Origin of the sequence: Dechloromonas denitrificans, assembly GCF_020510665.1 — a bacterium.
In the GTDB taxonomy this organism is placed as follows: Bacteria; Pseudomonadota; Gammaproteobacteria; order Burkholderiales; family Rhodocyclaceae; genus Azonexus; species Azonexus denitrificans_B.
Map to the genome: position 1 here is coordinate 3,074,585 of NZ_CP075187.1, position 19,243 is coordinate 3,093,827.

A 19,243-nucleotide genomic window follows, 5' to 3' on the forward strand; every position below is an offset into this window, starting at 1 on the left:
GCGACCAACCTAAACATTGGGCGCCTGATAGTGGAGGACGAATGCTTCGTTTCCGCGAATACAAAGCTCTGCGATTTCGCCAATTCAGCCTGCCTATCCTCGGAATCCTTGGCCAGGCGTTATTTAGAGGCACTCCTCCCCATCCTGAAAAAACGCTACGGGGACGGTATCCGCCTCTCCGTATTCGACCGTGGCCCGCAGGGTCGCCCGGAATTCGACGACTCCTTGGTCACGGCCCGTATCGAGCAGGGGGTTTTCGCTCCTAACCGTAGGCCGAAAATTCTTTCCTGAGGAGGCTAACCCAACTCCCCGCCCTGCCTTACGATGCATGCGAAGAGGTAGGGATTCAAGGGCACGTCTACCAATACGCGAATTTCGCAGGCAGGAGATCTTCATACTGCAATTGCAGACGAGGATCTCCGCTAAGTATTGCCTTGACGGCGGGCTGCAAGGGCGCCAGAGCGTTGGCAGCCGCATAGCGAAAATCATCCAGCAACAATTGCCTTCCACCTCGCTCAAACGACCGCCGATGGGCATGAATCCACAGTGCCATACAGATTCGGAATATGCCGCCGCTGAGTTCATGCAACAGATGACGAAGCTCATCCGAAGGCTCCAACGAATCCGGTTGCCATTGGTATTTGCACAATTGAGGAAACAGGCGGTTTCTGAAAAAATCGTCCTCAGCAGACACCGCATGCGGTATTCGGTGAAACCCTGCAGTCACCAATCGCTGAATCGTGCTCATCCGTGATCCCAAAGCCTCTATCCCATCGGGAGTCCCACTGGCAAGCACCGGTATCTTGGTGGTATTGGTTAAGGTCAGGATGAGCTTAACCGCCTCATCATCAGCCACTCTTAGTGCAGGCCTTTGAGCAACCCTACGCCTTGCGGCCGCCTCCCGAACCGCTTTTCTTTCAATTTTGAAGAGATTCTGAATCTCATCGAGAATAAGCAGCCCTGGGAAGTGGCAGAAGATCATTTGCAGCCATTGATTAGCCAGCGTCCCACCTTTTTTATTAGAGTTCGAAAGCAGTTGATCAGCGTAGTTCGTTCCAAGCGCACTATCTGTCGCAATTGCAAAATTCTCCACCAGCTCTTTGATTTTTCCTGATTGAGGCACATCGACCTTCAGCCACAGCAGTTGACGTACTGACCCAATGAGCCCGGGAAATCGCTCGTGGGTAACGACTTGCGGAAATAATGCCAATGCCCTTTCAACCGCTGTAGATTTACCGACACCCGATAAACCGACCACCGTACTACCTAGCTGGACCGCCGCATGAGAAGAATCAGTAGCCCCCGGAGCATAGATACGCTGCCACGTTGATGGATTCACCGGATTCCGATGCACATACCCTTGCCGAATCATGAACCCGATGCTTTCAGCAAGCTCCAGACCTGTCGATGTAGGTATGTGAACCCGAAGAATGTCCGCAAGCTGATGCTTCCGGATATGGATTGGCGTCGCTTCAATATCTTTGGGTAGAGGCGGTAGGTAGATCATTTGCCTCAAAATCTCTGCTGGCGACAAAATGGGACCGCAGGCATCAATCAGGATATTCCCCGCATAGGCCTCGACCTCGGAGACCTTTGCGGTGCCAGCGACTAATTGCATTCGCCGGCCTCTTTGTCGATTTCGGCAAAAACCTGGTTCATCAACGATTCATAGCCGGGATTACGTTCGGTGACATCTCCATGATTGGTATTGTCCGGTGGTGGCAGAATGGATCTCTTGGGCATGGTTTCCAGCAGCCGTGCTTCACGCGCCGTGAGCCTTGGACCCTCGTACTCACGTTCAGCTTCTCGCGTAAGCTCTACCGCACGCTTGTTGACTGCAGCTTGTCGGTCAATATTATTCACAGCAGCCTGCAGTCGAAGGTATGCGCGATCATTTTTCTTCGAGCTTGCATCCATCACCGCGTCGCGCCATTCATCCACGCTGACATTTCCCGGCGCACGAGCATTAGCCCTAAGTTTGAACTCGTGTAACCTACCCACAGGGTCAGGCCACCAGATTCGTGAAGTCGATCCAGGAAACTGGAATACCGTTTTCTCATCCGAGCCAAAGTTTCGGGCCAAAGCAGACCAATTCTGTTCATGAGCAATCGGCGACTCGTATTGAAGTGACTCCAGAAAAACCCCATCCCTCCTGGAAAGCGCCACTTTCTGCTGAAGAAGTCCGCTCAACAATCGGTCCTGCGGCATCGCCTTCTGATATCCGATTCCCATTTCATGCCCAAACCGCCAAAGCCCGGCAGGGCTTGGCATGACGTTGGCAGCGATCATCTCGCTCGTCATTCGATGTGAGCGATCTGCAAACAAGTTGTAGTGATTGAAGATGCCATGCAGAAAAGCAACGTATTCCCTAAGCGTCAGTGCTGATTCTTTGCCCGATGTCTTCAACTCCAACTCTCTGCGACGTGCATCGATGGCTCCAGGCAAAAAACTGAATTGCTGGTCTTTTGCAATCCGATGCACCACCTCGACCAGCCCCTTCAAATCCGGCCGATATGCCGCATTGATCATGAAGTTGATTGCAAGTTGCTCACATGTCTCACGAGCCCCAAAGGACAGGTATTCACCGCGATCACACAGCACCTTGTAGGGTGCCGTCGGAAAAGGAGTCAACACATCAACGAACTCAACTCCCCAAAGTTCGGCAAGCAGTTTCGGATCGCAAAATGCCGAGAACAATGCGAGTTTGGCGGTCTCCCACGAGGGACCCGACAGGCACACATAGAAGCCAACAATAGCCGTCGACCAAACATCAATCACGATATAGACGATGGGTCTGCCAATTGGCCAAGCCCTGTTGATCGAGCTGCGAAGATGGATGTCACCAATAGTTGAGTCAATCGCATACACATGGCCAGGACCGGCAACACCGTCATATGACCGACCTCGAAGTCCGCGCATATTCCGATCAAAATGCCCTTTCGTCGTTCGGAGCATCGTTCGCTCCAGTCGCTTCACATCGAACTCAATGACGTTGCGAAACTGACGCTGATTCGGAAAGCTTCCTTGGATGGGGAGAATTGGTTCCCGCCCAGAATCTGTCTGCTGATATTGCGTGACATAGGCACGCTCAATCGTCTCATCATAGAGCTGCCTGAAAGCTTTTCCGGGTTTTACCAATGCTCGGTAGTGATGCACGATCTTGATGCGGTCCTCCTCTGTCACGCCAGCCTGAGGATTTGGCTCAGGATTTCCCAGCCGTGCGTTCAAGGTCTTGGCACCCGCCTTACGTCGGGTTGGAGTAACAGGTCGAGGCACCCCAGGAGCCCCGCATTTATCAAAGCGAGGCATCAGAGATAGCTGATCGAAACCATGCTTACAAAGCATTGGCCATAGTCGGTAGATGCTGGCTCGCGAACCTTTTCCGGTACTCATTGCAGCTCTGACAAGAGGGCCAAGGCCCCGCGAACTCTGAAGCGCATCACAAATTGCGCGATGATCAAAAAATGGCTTCATCAACTCACAGCGACGTTCCCAGAGATTTTTCTCAGCAAAGTCCAATGCAGAAGTTGGCGTCAAAAGCTTGCCCTCAGGCTGAAGATCGACATCAACCAACTTTCCTGCCTCCTCGAAAGCCTCCAAGGTCGCTCTCTCAATCTTGGTAAGGGTTCCCGGAAAAGTCGACTTCCCCCCAGCAGCTCCCCACGGGGCGGCGAAAGCTAGCCAAACATAACTGAATCCCGGTGGCGTTGCCACGACACGGTAGAAACCGCAAAGATCATCACTTTCAATGCGCAAGGCGGCGTTAAATATTAGTAGTGCCATGCCGTTCTCCTCGATGCAATTGGGTTCTGCTTCCAGAAATCGGTTTTTGAAAGCAAGGCGATGGGTTCGTTGGGGCGCATCGAATGAGACATATCGAGCGGGACGCGGCCTGTCCAAACTGCCTGCCAAAATACATACAAGGCATTGGCTTTGGCGACAGGCAGCACGTGAGTCACGTGCGCAATGATTGAACTTAGCGTCATGCCTCCTGGGGATGGAAGCGTGACAGCCAGTGCATCGAGTATTTCGCTCGAAACTGGCGAGACATCGACAGCCCAAGGCATACCAATACGAATCGTATTGGCCACCGAGTCGCAATAGAGCGAAGGCGACAACAGCAACCAGAAGACATCCTGACGCAACCAGTACTCACGTTCTATCCGAAGTAACTCAATTGTTCGCGGATCGCTCAACTCACTGTCGTACTTCACGCTAATCGCTAACAATTCACAACGCCCGGCCGGATTCTTTAGTGTAAGAACAAGGTCCGTGGTCATCACCCACAGGGCGACAATCCCGTCTTTGCGAACTACTGGATGTTTGTGCCCCAGATCTTCTGAAATCTGCAATGTGCCCTCAGACGCAAGAACGCGCGAACTCGACTGATAGGCAGCTATCTCCGGTTCGCCAACATCATGGGCGAGCGGATACTGTTCTCGTAGATCAACCAGGTTAGGCAACATTGAGGCAAAGGCGAAAGCTACCATTTCCTTATCTGACAGGAGATGATGCAATCGCCCGAAGCGCCAGTTGATCAGGTGTGATCTGCCTCGACTACCAGGATCAGAGCGTGTGACTTGATGCCATGGTTGGTAATCGGCGCCTGTGCCAGTTCCTCGGCCTTCATCGCGCCACTTTGCCAGACGCGCAGGAGTAAACCGCAGTCCCTTTCTCATGGGATCTCCTTCCTTGCCATTCAACGGCAATAAACAAACCGGAAAAGAGATGCCCTTGACGCGTGCAGAAGGCACGAGTACATTTCATTTTGAACGCGAAATCTGGGGGCACCCCTCAGTACGAAACGCCGCAGGCCTCGAACCCTGTGGCGTTTTTGTTTGTGCAGTCGTATTTAGTTCATTTCGATTTAACACTCCCTTCGATTCGGCCGGGGCGGTAGCCCCAACTACGCACGACACGACCTTAGCGCGTGCCGGCCCAAATTATTTATAGTGTGATCGACTCCGTTCGTTCAGAAGGCACGGGTGCCGAAGTAGCCAATCGGCGTTGCTGACTCAGCCAAACCGCCACGTCACGTGCTAAAGCAAATTTCCCTCGCCTATTCGGTATCCGCATCAACGGCACAGGGACAGCACCCCGCACAACAGCTTGGCAATAGGCATTTGCAGATGGATAGCCCAGCACTTTGGCCAGATCTGACGAAGACAGGAGCAAGCCATACCGACGCACAAGTTCATCGTTGAGCTCCTTGGCCAGCGAATCACTTGATAGCTCCGGAAAATCCTCTTTTTGCACGTCATGCCCTGTCATTGGTTGTCATGGAAATGCTATGTTTCCTAGGAAAACCCAACAAGCCACACGATTTTGGCAATCGTCACCCTATTTTCGAGCATGAATTGTCATTAAGTGATTGAAACATCGACATCCTCCATCGACGAGTTCATTGACGCGTCAAAGACGCGAAAAAACCCGGTCGGCAAACAGCGGCATGTCGTCGATGCATTTCGTACCGTCGCCTGGTTCAATTTTCTGAAAAGACATTGCGGTGCGACTTCTACCTACCAAATGGACCAGCGGCTAGAGATACGCCCCGCGCATGGCAAGACAAGGGAATGCGACTACAAGAACAAATGGCGCAGCTATCGTAAAGGCCTCCATACACCAAGTCCGGATCTGGTGAACGCAATTGAAACGATCTATGCAGGCGGATACGCTGTTCTAAACCATGTGCTTTGGAAGACATTGAGGCGCGACTGCTTGATTTCGTTGCACTCTGAGTTTTGGTTTGGCGAACTTCACCCGGAGACTCAAAAGATCATTTATCAGCGCGAATCCAATCTCGGCTTTGGAAAAACACCCCACCGATCACTAAATCAGACTCAGCTCGCCATGCTTGAGCGTCGAGCTGGACCAGATGCATTGGCCTGTTTAGTAATACTGCTACGCCAGGCAGTAGAAAACCACGATGGCGTTTTCGCACAAACTGTTAGCAGGCGTGTATGCCGAATGTTGTTAATTTTGGGGCCAATACTCTCGGCTATAGGTATCGGAACCCCATTGGTACAGTATTTCGAGCAAGAGCTACTTCCGCTAGCAACTTTAGACGGAAGACACTACCAATACGGGGGTAGCGGCTATCAGTCAGTGGCGAGGCGCCTTAGTGTTGCAGCCAATCTCATTGAAGGGGACGAGAACCGACTATTCACCAACGAAGAGCGCATCGCTCTGCGCATTGCTCTTTTGGACGGTAGGCGGGGGGACATCCTCGATTCCCCAATCTGCTTAGCGCCCCCCCAAACTCCATAATTCATATTTGCCCTTGGCTATCGGGCGCCGCTTACCTGCATGACCAACAAAACCTATTGGCTATTCTGCTCAGCATTACGCATTCTGTATGATGCCGATTGCATCTCGCACAGCCAAATCAAATTTCATGGCTGTAGCCATGAAACAACCAGAATCGGGAGAGTCCATGAGGGTCAAAAACGTACGAATCCAGAATTTCCGGAGACTGGCCGATATCACAATTCCTTTAGCCAACTACTCCTGCTTTGTTGGACAAAATGGCGCTGGGAAATCGACCGTTCTTGCTGCTCTCAATATTTTTTTCAAAGAGCAATCAGGCAGCTCAACCGATGTTACAAAACTGTCTGTAGAAGATTTTTCCTGCCAAAACACTAGGCAACCGATAAAGATTACAGTGACCTTTGACTCTTTAGGAGAAGCTGCAACTCACGAACTATCGAACTACGTTCGCCAAGGGGAACTAGCGGTTACAGCAGAGGCTACGTTTGATGATGCAACAGGTATTGCGGTGGTCCGCCACTACGGTGAGCGATCCGGTATGGGAGCTTTTCGGGGCTTTTTTGAGGCAGAAAAAAGAGGAGCATCTGCTGCCGATCTAAATAGGCTCTATCAGGAATTGCAAGTAAATTATCCTGACCTGCCGAATGCCCGATCAAAAGCTGACAAAATTGAAGCTTTGCAAATATATGAAGCTGGGCACGCTGAGCTATGCGAACTTATTCCAAGCGAGGATAATTTCTATGGAATAAATGGAGCAGGGAAGCTTTCTCCATTTATACAGTGGGTATATGTTCCCGCAGTAAAGGATGCAACCGATGAAAGCCAGGAAGCAAAAACCAGCGCTCTAGGGAAATTGCTTGCGCGAACCGTTCGCTCGCGTATTAATTTTGATCAAGAGATCGAAAATTTAAAGTCAGACACGTTAGAGCGTTATCTTGAGCTGCTGAATCGAAATCAAGAGAGTCTCAACGAGATATCTGCTTCGCTACAACGCCGACTAGGCGAATGGGCTCATCCAGATGTTCGTTTGGCCCTTGAGTGGATGTCAGATCTTAATAAATCCGTAGTTGTTCAACAGCCTGTCGCAGGAATTAGAACTGGCGATGCAAACTTCTTTGGAAGTCTCACCAGAATGGGGCACGGCCTCCAACGTTCTTACTTACTTGCTTTGCTTCAGGAATTGGCAGCTTCTGATGAGGAAAATGCTCCAACTCTCTTGTTGGGAATTGAAGAGCCTGAGCTATATCAACACCCTCCACAGGCGAGGCACTTGGCCGACGTACTAGAAACGCTTTCCTGTGAAAACAATCAGATATTAATTACCACACACTCCCCTATCTTTGTACGAGGGCAAGGGTTTGAGAACGTTAGGCTTGTTACGGCATCCGGCAATACAGCGGAAGTTAAATTCCTCACGTTCGATGCTTTATGTAGCCGGATCCGAGCGGCTACCGGGCAAGCGCCACGAAATCGAAATGCGGGGTTAATAGCAAAAATACACCAGAGTTTGCAGCCGGGCATTTCTGAAATGTTTTTTGCAAAGGTTCCGATCTTAATTGAAGGGCTTGAAGATGTTTCGTACATAACCACTTATCTACATCTGAGTGGTCGCTGGTCTGAATTTCGGAGGCTAGGCTGTCACTTAATTCCAGTGCACGGCAAAGACAAACTAATACAACCTATCGCCATGGCTTTGGAGCTAAATACGCCATTTTTTGTCGTATTTGATGCCGATGGAAATACAACTCGGGAAGACCACAGAAGGCGTCAACAATTGGACAACCACGCCATTATTTCTTTGTTGGGTATGGAAATTGATGACTTCCCAAGCTGCATTACAGTTGAGGCCAATTGCGTTATTTGGCCTGAAAACATGGGGACCGCAGTTAAATCAGATTTCCAAGAAGATCATTACAAAACTCACGTTGAACAAGCTAGGCAGGTTTATCACCACGAAGGGGGCCTCGAGAAGCATGATCTGTTCATCGCCGAATGGCTAACCTCCTCCTACGGAGATGGTTTTCGATCAAACACACTAGAGATGCTCTGCGACAGCATTCTCGAGTATGCACGAACTGTGTAACCGAGCTCTTTGAAGCAATCTGAAGCCAATGCACCAGCATCATTGATGCTTAGGAGCCGAATAACTATATGCATGATTTTAGACAATTATCTCCTCTTGATTTTGAAAACCTCGTCAGAGATCTACTTCAGGCTGAGCTTGGCATCTACATAGAAAGTTTTGGTCCAGGAGCCGATGGAGGGATAGATTTCCGTTTCGCGCACGCAGGCAATACCACGGTTATACAAGTCAAGCATTACATTGATAGCCCAAGCAGAGCGTTACTGAAAGCTGCTCGAGATGAAAATGAGAAAGTAGCACTCCTAAGACCGAGCCGTTACATTCTGGCCACTTCTACTGCCCTCACGCCAGCTCTAAAAGATAAATTAATTTCAGCGCTCTCAAACGCTCCTTTGAAGCGCGAAGATGTATTTGGAAAAGAGGACCTGAACAATCTGCTGGAACGACACCCTTCGGTGTTAAGACAGCACTTCAAACTTTGGCTGACGCACACCGATATCCTTGAACGTATCTTACATAGCGGCATATATAACCGCACAGATGCTGAACTCGACGTAATAAAAAGCCTTGTCCCAAAATTTGTTCAGAACCGGAGCGTCGCTGAAGCTGAAGCAATTCTAGAGCAGCGAGGGGCGCTAATCATCGCTGGAGACCCTGGTGTTGGCAAAACAACTCTTGCGCGAATTCTGACCTGGCTTCACCTTGCACAGGAATGGCGTGTCTTCGTGGTGGACGACCTTACTGAGGCCATGGAAATCTGCTCAAAAGGCGAGAAGAGACTCATCTTTTTTGATGATTTTCTTGGCCAAATTAGCCTAACAAATGAAGTGATCCGAAATACAGATCAGCGGTTGCCTATTTTCCTTGAACGAGTTCGATGCAATAAGGATTTACGCTTCATCCTGACAACGAGAAGTTACCTGCTTTTACAGGCGCAGTTGCAATCTACGAAGCTATCGTCGGAAAAAATTACAGCCAGTGAGTTGATCCTCAACGTTGGATCGTACACTCGAGGCATTCGCGCCCAAATTCTCTTCAATCACATTTATTTTTCCGATCTGACCAACGAGGAAAAGCGTTCACTACTAAGTGACGACTTCTATCTAAGAATTATCGACCACAGGAATTTCAGCCCTCGCTTGATCGAACTGCTTACTTCAGCAGATTTCCAAGCTATTCAAGATCTACCCATCAGGGACGCTGTTATTAATGCGCTCAATAATCCAAGTGCTCTGTGGGAGAGGCCTTACCGTGCCCATCTAAGTGCAGACTCTCGTACCATCATGCTCGCGTTATTTTTCTCAGGACACTGGCCGTCTGTCGACACAATCCTGCAAGCATTTAAACGCTTCTCGCACCACATTGATGACTCCCAGATGGTCGTAAGCTTCAGGCATGCACTTAAGCCACTTGAAGGATCGATAGTCTCTCTATCGAACAACTATATCTTCTTTAGCAATCCCGGCATTCGAGACTTCATGAGCGCAGTCATCATCGAAGATCATTTACTTCTATCTATCGTTAAGAGCGCAGGCACCTTTGTTGAACTCGATAATGCTTGGGGGTTTTACATAAAACATTATGACGTTTGCTCAAAACAGTTTAGCGATGAAATAGTCTGGATCGATGCGGTTAAGAGACTAATGGTTTCCGGCCGAGGAGCGGCTATCGAGCATCTCCGACTCGCACTTGATATGAGCGAACACCTGGACGAAAAGTACCCGACCCTCGCTTTAGCAGAAGATGCATTTAAGAGGCTGTCCGTAGAAGGCGCGGATCCCATTGATGAGAGCGAATGCAGACGTGCACTTGAATTATTCCAAAATCACTCGCTAGACGAACAACAAGCCCTCCCCTCAAATACCGTACTTGCACAGGTCACTGCAGATATGCTTTCTGGTGCGGGGGATACACTTTCATTAGACGAGATTAAAGAAGTCGCCAGTGCAATTGAGAGATATGGAGAAGCCCCAACACTCGCCAAAAATGCAGCTTGCGACGCACTGCATGGTTTCATCGAATGCCTGGAAAATCGGCTTGATGACATTTCGTCCATTTCAGAGTTGAACTCCTTTGAGGATGAACTGGAGTTTGCGCTTTCAGCTTTCGACCTCAAAATTCCCTCGGATAGTCAGCTCGAGCTAAACAAACACCGTGACTATCTCGAAGAAAAAGAGGCTGACCGTAACGACAAAGACTACAAGCCATCAGCCCCCTTAGGCAGAGATATAGATGCTTCTGACTCCGAAGTGAGATCACTTTTTGCAATTCTCCAGACCCAACTCCTAGGCGACTGACTGCCAATCTAAGTCTACGCTTTGGACAGCCTCCAATTTGATCGAAGGCTTTTCGCTTTAGCTATTTGTCGCAAACATTAATGTCTTGTCTCTGACTCTATTGCACTGTCTCAGACTTTATTGGCAACGAACAGATTCCCCGCGAGAAACTTTTTTCACTTGTTAGCACTCATAGGCAGCGAGTGCTAAAATTGAATCAGGTTTTCAAGGAGAAAATTACGCGATGACCCAAGCTATGGCCCTTCCAATTCCCTCTGCGGTCGGCAACATCGACGCCTACATTCAGGCTGCGAACCGTTATCCGATGCTTAGCGAGTCCGAGGAGACAAAGCTGGCTGAGCGTTTCCACAACGATGGCGATGTGGAAGCGGCACGTCAGCTCGTGCTCTCGCATTTACGCCTTGTCGTTTCAATTGCCCGCGGCTATCTCGGCTACGGCCTGCCGCACGCCGACCTGATCCAGGAAGGCAATATCGGCCTGATGAAGGCGGTCAAGCGCTACGACCCGGCTCGTGGCGTGCGCCTGGTGTCCTTTGCGATGCACTGGATCAAGGCTGAAATCCACGAATACATCCTGAAAAACTGGCGCCTGGTCAAAGTGGCCACCACCAAGGCCCAGCGCAAGCTGTTCTTCAATTTGCGCAGCCTGAAAAACAACTACGAAGGTGTCGATACGCTGTCCGGCACCCAGGCTGCCGAAGTTGCCGCGCGCTTGGGCGTCAAGCAGGAAGAAGTCGTCGAGATGGAAACGCGCCTGACCGGCCGCGATCTCGCGCTGGAAGGCAATCCGGATGATGGTGACGAGGCTTTTGCCCCGATCGACTACTTGGCCGACTCGCGCTACGAGCCGACGCGCGTCATGGAAAACAAGGCCATCGCCCGCCTGCACGATGAAGGGCTGCACAACGCCCTGTCGGCACTCGACCCACGCAGCCGCCGGATTGTTGAAGCACGCTGGCTGAACAATGACGAAGGCGCCACTCTGCATGACCTGGCCGCCGAGTTCTCGGTATCCGCCGAGCGTATCCGCCAGATCGAGGTCAAGGCGCTGCAAAAAATGCGCGGCGTACTCAGCGCAAGCTGAGCGGTCCTTGCTTCATGCAAAAAGGGGAGCCGAGGCTCTAATGCCGTTCACTTAGGTGAGCGGCATTTTTCATTTTGGGGCTTGTGGACAGTTCGCCGAATGGTTAACGTGGCGAACGATGTTGTCCAGCCAGCTCTCCATTACGACAGATGTCATGCCGACGATCGGATTCGATCGTCTGGCGGCTCATTTGCCGTATGAGTGGATTGAGCAGGCGCTCAGCGCGCATGGGGTGGCGAGTGTTCGCCGCCGTCGTTTGCCGGCGGAGCAAGTGGTCTGGCTGGTGATCGCCCTGGCGTTGTTTCGTCGCCAGTCGATGGAAGAAGTACTCAGCACCCTGGATCTGGCCTTGCCCGACACCCGAATCGAGGCGGTCTGCAAGAGTGCGATCACGCAGGCGCGGGCTCGCCTTGGCCAAGCCCCGCTGCAATGGTTGTTCGAGCAAACGGCCCAAGCCTGGTGCGCACAGGAGAAGGTCGCGAATCAGTGGAAGGGACTTTCGCTATGGGCGGTCGATGGCACCACCTTTCGGGTGCCGGACAGCCCCGAGAACCGCGAATTCTTTGGTGCCCAACGCTACGCCAGCGGCAAAGTGGCCTCCTATCCTCAGGTGCGTGCCGTCAGCCTGACGGCACTGCCCACCCATCTGGTCTCGGCCATCGAGTTTGGCCAATACGGCCAGAACGAAATGCTTTACGCCAAGGCGCTGATCGGTCGGATCGAGGACCATTCCCTGACCGTCTTCGACAAGGGCTTTGTTTCTGCGGAAATATTGTTGGGCTTGAGTGCTGCGGGCACCGAGCGGCATTACCTGATCCCCGCCAAGTCCAACACGCAATACGAAGTCCTGTCGGGAACGCCCGAGGATTGTCGGGTTCGTTTGCGTATATCTCCTCAAGCGCGCGTCAAGGTCCCTGATCTGCCCGAGGCCTGGGAGGCCCGTGCCATTCGAGTCGAGTCGGCCAATGGTCAAAGCCGGGTACTGCTGACCTCATTGTTCGATCGCCGCCGCTTCAAAGCGCAGGATCTGGCGGACTGCTATCGCCGGCGCTGGGAAATTGAAACCAGCTACCGCGAGCTCAAGCAATCGATGCTGGGCGAAGCGCTGACCTTGCGCTCGCGTTTGCCCGAAGGGGTCAATCAGGAAATCTGGGGGGCCTTAATTGCCTACAACCTGATCAGACTTGAAATCGCCAAGGCGGCCACTGAAGCGCGCGTCGCTCCGACCGATCTGAGCTTCCTGCGCGCACTGCACATCATCCAGCACGAACTGATCTGGGCGGCGGGAATGAGTCCGGGGAAACTGCCGTCCCATCTGGCGCGCCTGCGTTTGCAGTTGCAGATGGCTATCGTGGAAAAACGACGGGGGCGAAAATGCCCCCGTGTCGTCAAAGCCAGACCGGCTCGTTACGCCGTTCGTCACCTAAAAGAGCCTTAACTGAACTGCATTAGGCCGGTTGGCCCCCTTTTTTCTTGCCTCAGCAGCCGGCTTACTGATCGCCCGCTAGGGTCGAAGCAGGGTTCTTGAAGCGCAAACTGTAGGTAAAAACCTCTTTCGAACAAACGTCGATACAACGGCCACAGTTCGTACAATCAGCCGACAGGATCATCGGCCCGACGCCTTTGGCCTCGCCTTTCAAGGCCGGACGAATCACCTGCGGCTCGGGGCAAACCTCGAAGCAATCCATGCAGTCGTTGCACGCCACGCGGGCCGGGGCCGAAACGCGCAGCAGACTGCGCCGACCCAGCAGGTTGTAGAAAGCGCCGACCGGACAGAGTCGACCGCACCAGCCGCGACTCATCACAAAGAGATCGAACAGGAAAACCGAAAGTACCACGGTCCACGCTGCTCCCAGGCCGAAAATCAACCCGCGATGCAGCATCGAGATCGGGTTGATCAGTTCCCACAAAACCACGCCCGTCAAGGCCGAACCGACCAGCGTCATGCCCAGAATCCAGTAACGGGTCTGCCGCGACAGATGCACGCTGCCCTTGATGCCAAGGCGATCACGTAGCCAGCCGGCAGTATCGGTCACAACATTCACCGGGCAAACCCAACTGCAGTAAACCCGCCCCCCGACCAGAAAGTAGAACAAGGCCACAATCGCCATCCCGATCAAGCCCAGCGTTTCCGGCACATGGCCGGCAACCATCGACTGCAGGGCGACATACGGATCGGTCAGCGGCAGTACATCAAGCGTGTAGCTGTAGTTCAAATTGCCTTTGACCACCCAGATACCGGCCAGAGGGCCGAGCAGGAAGAGGCCGAGGATACTGAATTGCGACACCCGGCGCAGGATCAGCCAGCGGTAGGCACGCCACCAGCCTTTTTCCTCGACGGCCTCGGCGCCAATGCGTTTTTTATGGCGAATCTGGCTCATGGCTTTTCTCCCAGACCAGGGGGATGACTGGGCACTGCCCCGGCCTCGCTGCCGGGCAAACCACGGGCCGGTGCTGTCTGGCCGCTGGCCGGGTCGTAGTGACCAGGCAGGACGGCGCCCTCAGGTACGCGATCGGGCAGGTCGATCAATTTGGATTCATCCATCAATGAATGGCCCGCTTTCTTTTGCTCGTCCCAACCCACGCGATAGTGGTGCCCCAACTCGCCCTTGGCCAACTTGGGCGGCAGGACGCGAATCGCAGCCTCTTCCAGCACACATGATTTTTCGCATTTGCCGCAGCCCGTGCAGTGTTCGGAATGAACGGTCGGCAGGAACATGGCATGCCGACCGGTGCGCTGGTTGGGCTGCAAATCAAGCGTGATGGCCTTGTCGATGACCGGGCAGACGCGATAACAGACATCGCAGCGCAAGCCGAGGAAATTGAGGCAGGTTTCGTGGTCGATCAGCACCGCGACACCCATTTTGGCCTTGTTGATATCGGTCAGTTGATGGTCGAGGGCCTTGGTCGGACAAGCCTTGATGCAAGGAATGTCCTCGCACATTTCGCAGGGAATGTTGCGCGCCGTGAAGTAAGGCGTACCGGTGGCCACCGGTGTTTCCGGCTTGGCCAGTTCCAGCGTGTTGTACGGGCAATCGCGCACGCACAGGCCGCAGCGGATGCAGGCGCCGAGAAAATCGTCCTCCGGCAGTGCGCCAGGTGGCCGCAATGCCAGGGCGGGCAAGGCTTTCGATTGTTTGGCGTAGAGCCCGAGTCCAAGGCCGAGCATCCCGACACCGCAGGCCATCCGGGCTGAATCGAAGAGAAACTGGCGGCGCGCCGCACCGTTTTTGGGGGAATTTTTTGTCATGGCTTTCCACATTCATGCCGCAAGCGGGCTCGACGACCGAGGCCGATTTTGACCCGCGTAATTTACGCTTATAAGCGTTTAATGGTTTTAGCCCAGATCAAGCGAAACGCAATACTTGTTGCGCATTCAGACGGCTGGCCGCGATGATTTCACCACGCGGCAAGTTGCGTAATTCAGCCAGCACATCGACGATCGCCGACAGTTGTGCCGGCGTATTGCGCCCCCGGTCAAGCCAGGCGGGCGGAATATCCGGCGCATCGGTTTCGAGGACAATGGCGTCCAGCGGCAACTCGGCGGCCAGCGCCCGGATACGGGTTGAGCCGCTGTAGCTCATGGCGCCACCAAAACCGAGCTTGAAACCCAGCTTGATGAATTCATCAGCCTGCTGACGACTGCCATTGAAGGCGTGGGCAATGCCACCCGACACACGAATCCGGCGCAACTGCTTGAGAATCGGGTCGATCGAGCGGCGCACATGGAGAATCACCGGCAGCTTGAACTCGCGGGCCAGTTTGAGTTGTTCAACAAAAAAATGCGTCTGACGGTCCGGGTCGAGATCAGGCACGTAACCATCCAGGCCGATTTCACCCACGGCGACTGGCCGCTCGGACTCAAGCCAGTGTCGCACCGTCGCCAGATCGGACTCCTGCGCTGCCATGACGTACAGCGGGTGAATCCCGTACGCCGCATGACAGCCGGGATAGCGCGCAACGACGGATTGCAGCCTGGCGAAGCCGTCGACCGCGACACCCGGCACAACGATCTGCCCGATGCCGGCCGCCAGTGCGGCGGCATGCACTGCATCGCGATCGGCCTCGAACTCAACCGCATCGAGATGGCAATGGGTGTCGATCAGCATCGAATAAAGGGGAAATCCGGCTCGGCGCGTCGGCCGCTGATCAGATCGGCCAAGGCAGCCGCGGAACCGCAGGCCATCGTCCAGCCCAGCGTACCGTGGCCAGTATTAAGCCACAGATTGCCGTAGCGGCTGCGCCCGATGCAAGGCACATTCGAGGGCGTCGCCGGACGCAGGCCGGTCCAGAATACCGGCTCGCCATCGGCCTTGAGTTCGGGAAAAAGCTGGCGCGTCCGTTTCATCAAAGCGGCACAGCGAACCGGGTTGAGCTCAAGGTTATAACCGTTGAACTCAGCCGTGCCGGCAATTCTCAAGCGCTTGCCGAGCCGGGAAAAAACAATCTTGTGTTCATCGTCGGTAATGCTGACCATCGGGGCCTGCGCATCGTCGGCCAGCGGCAATGTGGCCGAATAGCCCTTGGCCGGATAAACCGGCAGCCCGATCCCCAGCGGCTTGAGCAACAAAGGCGAGTAGCTGCCCAAAGCCAGCACATAGGCATCGGCCGTCAGCAATTCCGAACTCCGCTCGCTGCGCACCAGAACCCCGGCAATTTGCCCGCCGGCCGGCGCGATGCGGTCGACCGTCCAACCATGCTGAAAATCAACACCGGCGGCCTTCGCATGAGCCGCCAGTTGACGGGTGAATTGATGGGCGTCGCCGGATTCGTCGGACTGCGTGTAATCGCCGCCAATCAACAAGGAACGGGCGCCAGCCAGCGCCGGTTCGATTTTGAGGCATTGATCGACGTCGACCGTGTCACGATCCAGACCAAACTCGCGCATCAGCCGGGCCGCTTCAACCGCCCGGCCAAACTCTTCGTGATCGGTGTAGATATGCAGGATGCCGCGTTCGAGCTGATCGTAGTCGAGCGCCAGCTCCTTGCGCAGTTCCTGCAGGCAGCCCCGGCTGTAAAGCGCCAGGGCGACGATTGCGGCAATGTTGCGCCGTGTCCGGCCCGGCAAACACTCGGCCAGAAAGCGCAGGCCCCAGCCCAACTGGGCCGGATCGGCCCGCCAGCGCCAGAGCAAGGGTGCATCTTCGCGCCCCAGCCACTTGATGACGCGCGGCAAAACATGCGGATTGGCCCACGGTTCGGCATGCGACACGGAAATCTGGCCGCCATTGGCAAAGCTGGTTTCGTTACCAGCCACCGGCTGGCGATCCACCACCGTCACCTCATGCCCGGCCTTGGCCAGATACCATGCACTCGCCGTGCCGACAACGCCGGCGCCCAGCACGAGAACCTTCAAGCGTCGCCTCCCCTTTCACGGATGATGCGCGTGACTTCGGGAATATGGCGCATGCCGCGCATGACGGCCGCCAGGTGATTGCGATGGGCAACCTGGATGGTGAAGCGGAGCAGCGTGAACAGGCGCTCCGGGTCAGCGTCCATCGCCACATGTTCGATGTTCGAACCGGCCTCGGCAATGGCTGCCGCCACCTGGGCCAGCACACCGCGCGTATTCTTGACCTCGACCCGGATGCGGATATCGAACAACTTGCCTTCTTCCGGCTCCCATTCGACATCGATCCACTTTTGCGGCTCGGCCGAGCGCGATTTGCGGATCGTCGGGCAATCGTGCGTGTGAATGATCAGGCCGCTACCCTTGCGGATCGAACCAATGATCGGATCCCCCGGAATCGGCTGACAACAATGCGCCAGCTGAATGGCCATGCCTTCGGTCCCGTGGATCGCCAGGGCCAGGCCATTGGGCGAACCACCCGCCATATCCTCACGCGCCAGCAGGCGGCGGGCCACAACGGAAGGCAGGCGCTTGCCGAGACCGATGTCGGTATACAGCTCCTCGATCGACTTCTGGCCACCCGCCTTGACCAACTGGTCCCAGGCATCGGTCGGAATCGAAATCGGCACCACGCCGAGGGCCAGCAACTCCTGGCGCAGCAGACGCTCGCCGAGACGGGCCGACTCTTCGTTCTGCATCGTCCGCAGGTAATGACGGATCTTGCTGCGCGCCCGGCCGGTCTTGATATAACTCAGCCAGATCGGATTCGGGCTGGACTGGGCCGAGGTGATGATCTCGACCAGATCGCCATTGCGCAACTCGGTGCGCAGCGGGGCAAGCTCGTGATTGACGCGGGCGGCCGAGCAATGATGACCAACGTCGGTATGCACTGCGTAGGCAAAGTCGACCACGGTGGCGCCCTGCGGCAGCGCCATGATCTTGCCCTTGGGCGTGAAGACGTAAACCTCGTCGGGAAACAGGTCGATCTTGACGTTCTCGAAGAACTCAGCCGAGTCGCCGCTCTGCATTTCGAGCAGCGACTGCAGCCATTTATGCGTCTTGATCTGCAGATCGGCGCCGCTTTCCTCGATATCCTTGTACAGCCAGTGCGCCGCGACACCTTCCTGGGCAACGTGGTGCATTTCCTGGGTACGGATCTGGACTTCAACCGGCGTGCCGTAAGGCCCGATCAAGGTGGTATGCAGCGACTGGTAGCCATTGGCCTTGGGAATCGCCACGTAATCCTTGAACTTGCCGGGCACCGGCTTGTACAGGCCATGCAGCGCCCCCAGGGCGAGATAGCAGGTCGGCACGTTGTCGACCACGACCCGGAAACCGTAGATATCCAGCACCTGCGAAAACGACAGGCGCTTGTCCTTCATCTTGCAGAAAATCGAGTACAAACTCTTTTCGCGGCCGAACACATCGGCCCGCAAGCCTGCCGAGTCGAGCTTGCCCTTGATCCCGTCGAGAATGCGGGTGAGCAATTCCTTGCGGTTGCCGCGCGCCGCCTTGAGCGCCCGGGCCAGCACTTCGGCACGATGCGGATGGATCAGCTTGAAGCAGATGTCCTGCAACTCGCGATAGAGCTTGTTCAAGCCCAGACGCAGTGCGATCGGCGCGTAAATATCGAGGGTTTCTTCAGCAATCCGCCGACGCTTGTCGAGGCGCATGGCCGACATGGTCTGCAGATTGTGCTGGCGGTCGGCCAGCTTGATCAGCACGACGCGCAGATCGCGCGCCATGGCCATCAGCATCTTGCGGAAGTTTTCCGCCTGCGCTTCCTGATAGGAAGCGAATTCCATCTTGTCGAGCTTGGACAGGCCGTCGACCAGTTCAGCGACTTCCTTGCCGAATTTTTCGGCCAGCTCGCGCTTCGTGGTTCCCGTATCTTCGAGTACATCGTGGAGCAGCGCAGCGGCAACAGCATCGCCATCCATGCGCCACTCGACGACGGCACCGGCAACTGCCAGCGGATGCGTGATGTAAGCCTCGCCGGACATGCGCTTCTGATTGGCATGCGCACGTGCGGCAAAGGCGTAGGCCGCCTTGATGCGGTCTACATCAGCCTGACCCAGATAGTCGAGGCTATCGAGGAAAACCCGGTAGGCGGGTTCCTCGGAAATTGGCGGCAGAGGTGACGGCACGGAATCCATCAGTCT

General features: G+C 54.5%; 13 protein-coding genes. 5 read left to right on the forward strand and 8 right to left on the reverse strand.

Features of this window, described 5'->3' with window-relative positions:
• Nucleotides 1–358: 358 nt before the first annotated feature.
• Genes KI614_RS14510 through KI614_RS14520 form a run of 3 tightly spaced genes read right to left on the reverse strand, consistent with a single transcriptional unit; the run spans nt 359 to nt 4,754 of the window.
• Nucleotides 359–1,618 carry an ATP-binding protein gene (locus tag KI614_RS14510; protein WP_226406511.1) on the reverse strand — a complete coding sequence of 420 codons (1,260 nt, stop codon included), beginning with the start codon at nt 1,616–1,618 and terminating at the stop codon, nt 359–361.
• Nucleotides 1,609–3,783, reverse strand: a complete 2,175-nt coding sequence (locus KI614_RS14515; protein ID WP_226406512.1) for a hypothetical protein — start codon at nt 3,781–3,783, stop codon at nt 1,609–1,611. Before KI614_RS14515 ends, KI614_RS14510 begins: the two co-directional genes overlap by 10 nt.
• Nucleotides 3,771–4,754 (reverse strand): TnsA endonuclease N-terminal domain-containing protein, encoded by a 984-nt coding sequence (locus tag KI614_RS14520; protein WP_226406513.1) that lies wholly within the window; start codon nt 4,752–4,754, stop codon nt 3,771–3,773. The genes KI614_RS14515 and KI614_RS14520 overlap by 13 nt, the downstream gene beginning before the upstream one ends.
• Before the next feature lie 613 nt (nt 4,755–5,367).
• Between KI614_RS14520 and KI614_RS14525 the strand changes: the two genes are divergently transcribed.
• The 5 genes from KI614_RS14525 to KI614_RS14545 all read left to right on the forward strand — a co-directional run bounded on the left by KI614_RS14525 (nt 5,368) and on the right by KI614_RS14545 (nt 13,169).
• Nucleotides 5,368–6,267 (forward strand): hypothetical protein, encoded by a 900-nt coding sequence (locus tag KI614_RS14525; RefSeq protein WP_226406514.1) that lies wholly within the window; start codon nt 5,368–5,370, stop codon nt 6,265–6,267.
• 88 nt (nt 6,268–6,355) lie between these two features.
• The gene (locus KI614_RS14530; protein WP_226406515.1) at nt 6,356–8,350 is read left to right on the forward strand and encodes an ATP-dependent nuclease; all 1,995 of its coding nucleotides are present in this window, start codon (nt 6,356–6,358) and stop codon (nt 8,348–8,350) included.
• A gap of 68 nt (nt 8,351–8,418) precedes the next feature.
• The gene (locus tag KI614_RS14535; protein ID WP_226406517.1) at nt 8,419–10,647 is read left to right on the forward strand and encodes an ATP-binding protein; all 2,229 of its coding nucleotides are present in this window, start codon (nt 8,419–8,421) and stop codon (nt 10,645–10,647) included.
• A 223-nt stretch (nt 10,648–10,870) separates the two neighbouring features.
• The gene (rpoH, locus tag KI614_RS14540) at nt 10,871–11,731 is read left to right on the forward strand and encodes an RNA polymerase sigma factor RpoH (protein ID WP_226406519.1); all 861 of its coding nucleotides are present in this window, start codon (nt 10,871–10,873) and stop codon (nt 11,729–11,731) included.
• A 118-nt stretch (nt 11,732–11,849) separates the two neighbouring features.
• Nucleotides 11,850–13,169, forward strand: coding sequence for an IS4 family transposase (locus tag KI614_RS14545; RefSeq protein WP_226404818.1), 1,320 nt, complete (start codon nt 11,850–11,852; stop codon nt 13,167–13,169).
• Between the two features lie 52 nt (nt 13,170–13,221).
• Here KI614_RS14545 and napH read toward each other — a convergent pair whose 3' ends face one another.
• From napH to KI614_RS14570, 5 genes are all read right to left on the reverse strand, one after another.
• Nucleotides 13,222–14,112, reverse strand: coding sequence for a quinol dehydrogenase ferredoxin subunit NapH (gene napH / locus KI614_RS14550; RefSeq protein WP_226406521.1), 891 nt, complete (start codon nt 14,110–14,112; stop codon nt 13,222–13,224).
• Nucleotides 14,109–14,981 (reverse strand): ferredoxin-type protein NapG, encoded by an 873-nt coding sequence (napG, locus tag KI614_RS14555; protein WP_226406523.1) that lies wholly within the window; start codon nt 14,979–14,981, stop codon nt 14,109–14,111. The genes napH and napG overlap by 4 nt, the downstream gene beginning before the upstream one ends.
• 97 nt (nt 14,982–15,078) lie before the next feature.
• Nucleotides 15,079–15,840, reverse strand: coding sequence for a TatD family hydrolase (locus KI614_RS14560; RefSeq protein WP_226406525.1), 762 nt, complete (start codon nt 15,838–15,840; stop codon nt 15,079–15,081).
• Nucleotides 15,834–17,087 carry a D-amino acid dehydrogenase gene (locus KI614_RS14565; protein WP_226406527.1) on the reverse strand — a complete coding sequence of 418 codons (1,254 nt, stop codon included), beginning with the start codon at nt 17,085–17,087 and terminating at the stop codon, nt 15,834–15,836. Before KI614_RS14565 ends, KI614_RS14560 begins: the two co-directional genes overlap by 7 nt.
• Nucleotides 17,084–19,237, reverse strand: coding sequence for a RelA/SpoT family protein (locus tag KI614_RS14570; RefSeq protein ID WP_226406529.1), 2,154 nt, complete (start codon nt 19,235–19,237; stop codon nt 17,084–17,086). Before KI614_RS14570 ends, KI614_RS14565 begins: the two co-directional genes overlap by 4 nt.
• Nucleotides 19,238–19,243: the final 6 nt, after the last annotated feature.

Excerpts from the sequence above, each read along its gene's own strand:
- napH (WP_226406521.1), bottom strand. The coding sequence starts at position 14,112 with ATGAGCCAGATTCGCCATAAAAAACGCATTGGCGCCGAGGCCGTCGAG.
- KI614_RS14570 (WP_226406529.1), bottom strand. The coding sequence starts at position 19,237 with ATGGATTCCGTGCCGTCACCTCTGCCGCCAATTTCCGAGGAACCCGCC.
- KI614_RS14535 (WP_226406517.1), top strand. The coding sequence starts at position 8,419 with ATGCATGATTTTAGACAATTATCTCCTCTTGATTTTGAAAACCTCGTC.
- KI614_RS14515 (WP_226406512.1), bottom strand. The coding sequence starts at position 3,783 with ATGGCACTACTAATATTTAACGCCGCCTTGCGCATTGAAAGTGATGAT.
- napG (WP_226406523.1), bottom strand. The coding sequence starts at position 14,981 with ATGACAAAAAATTCCCCCAAAAACGGTGCGGCGCGCCGCCAGTTTCTC.
- rpoH (WP_226406519.1), top strand. The coding sequence starts at position 10,871 with ATGACCCAAGCTATGGCCCTTCCAATTCCCTCTGCGGTCGGCAACATC.
- KI614_RS14530 (WP_226406515.1), top strand. The coding sequence starts at position 6,356 with ATGATGCCGATTGCATCTCGCACAGCCAAATCAAATTTCATGGCTGTA.
- KI614_RS14510 (WP_226406511.1), bottom strand. The coding sequence starts at position 1,618 with ATGCAATTAGTCGCTGGCACCGCAAAGGTCTCCGAGGTCGAGGCCTAT.
- KI614_RS14560 (WP_226406525.1), bottom strand. The coding sequence starts at position 15,840 with ATGCTGATCGACACCCATTGCCATCTCGATGCGGTTGAGTTCGAGGCC.
- KI614_RS14545 (WP_226404818.1), top strand. The coding sequence starts at position 11,850 with ATGTTGTCCAGCCAGCTCTCCATTACGACAGATGTCATGCCGACGATC.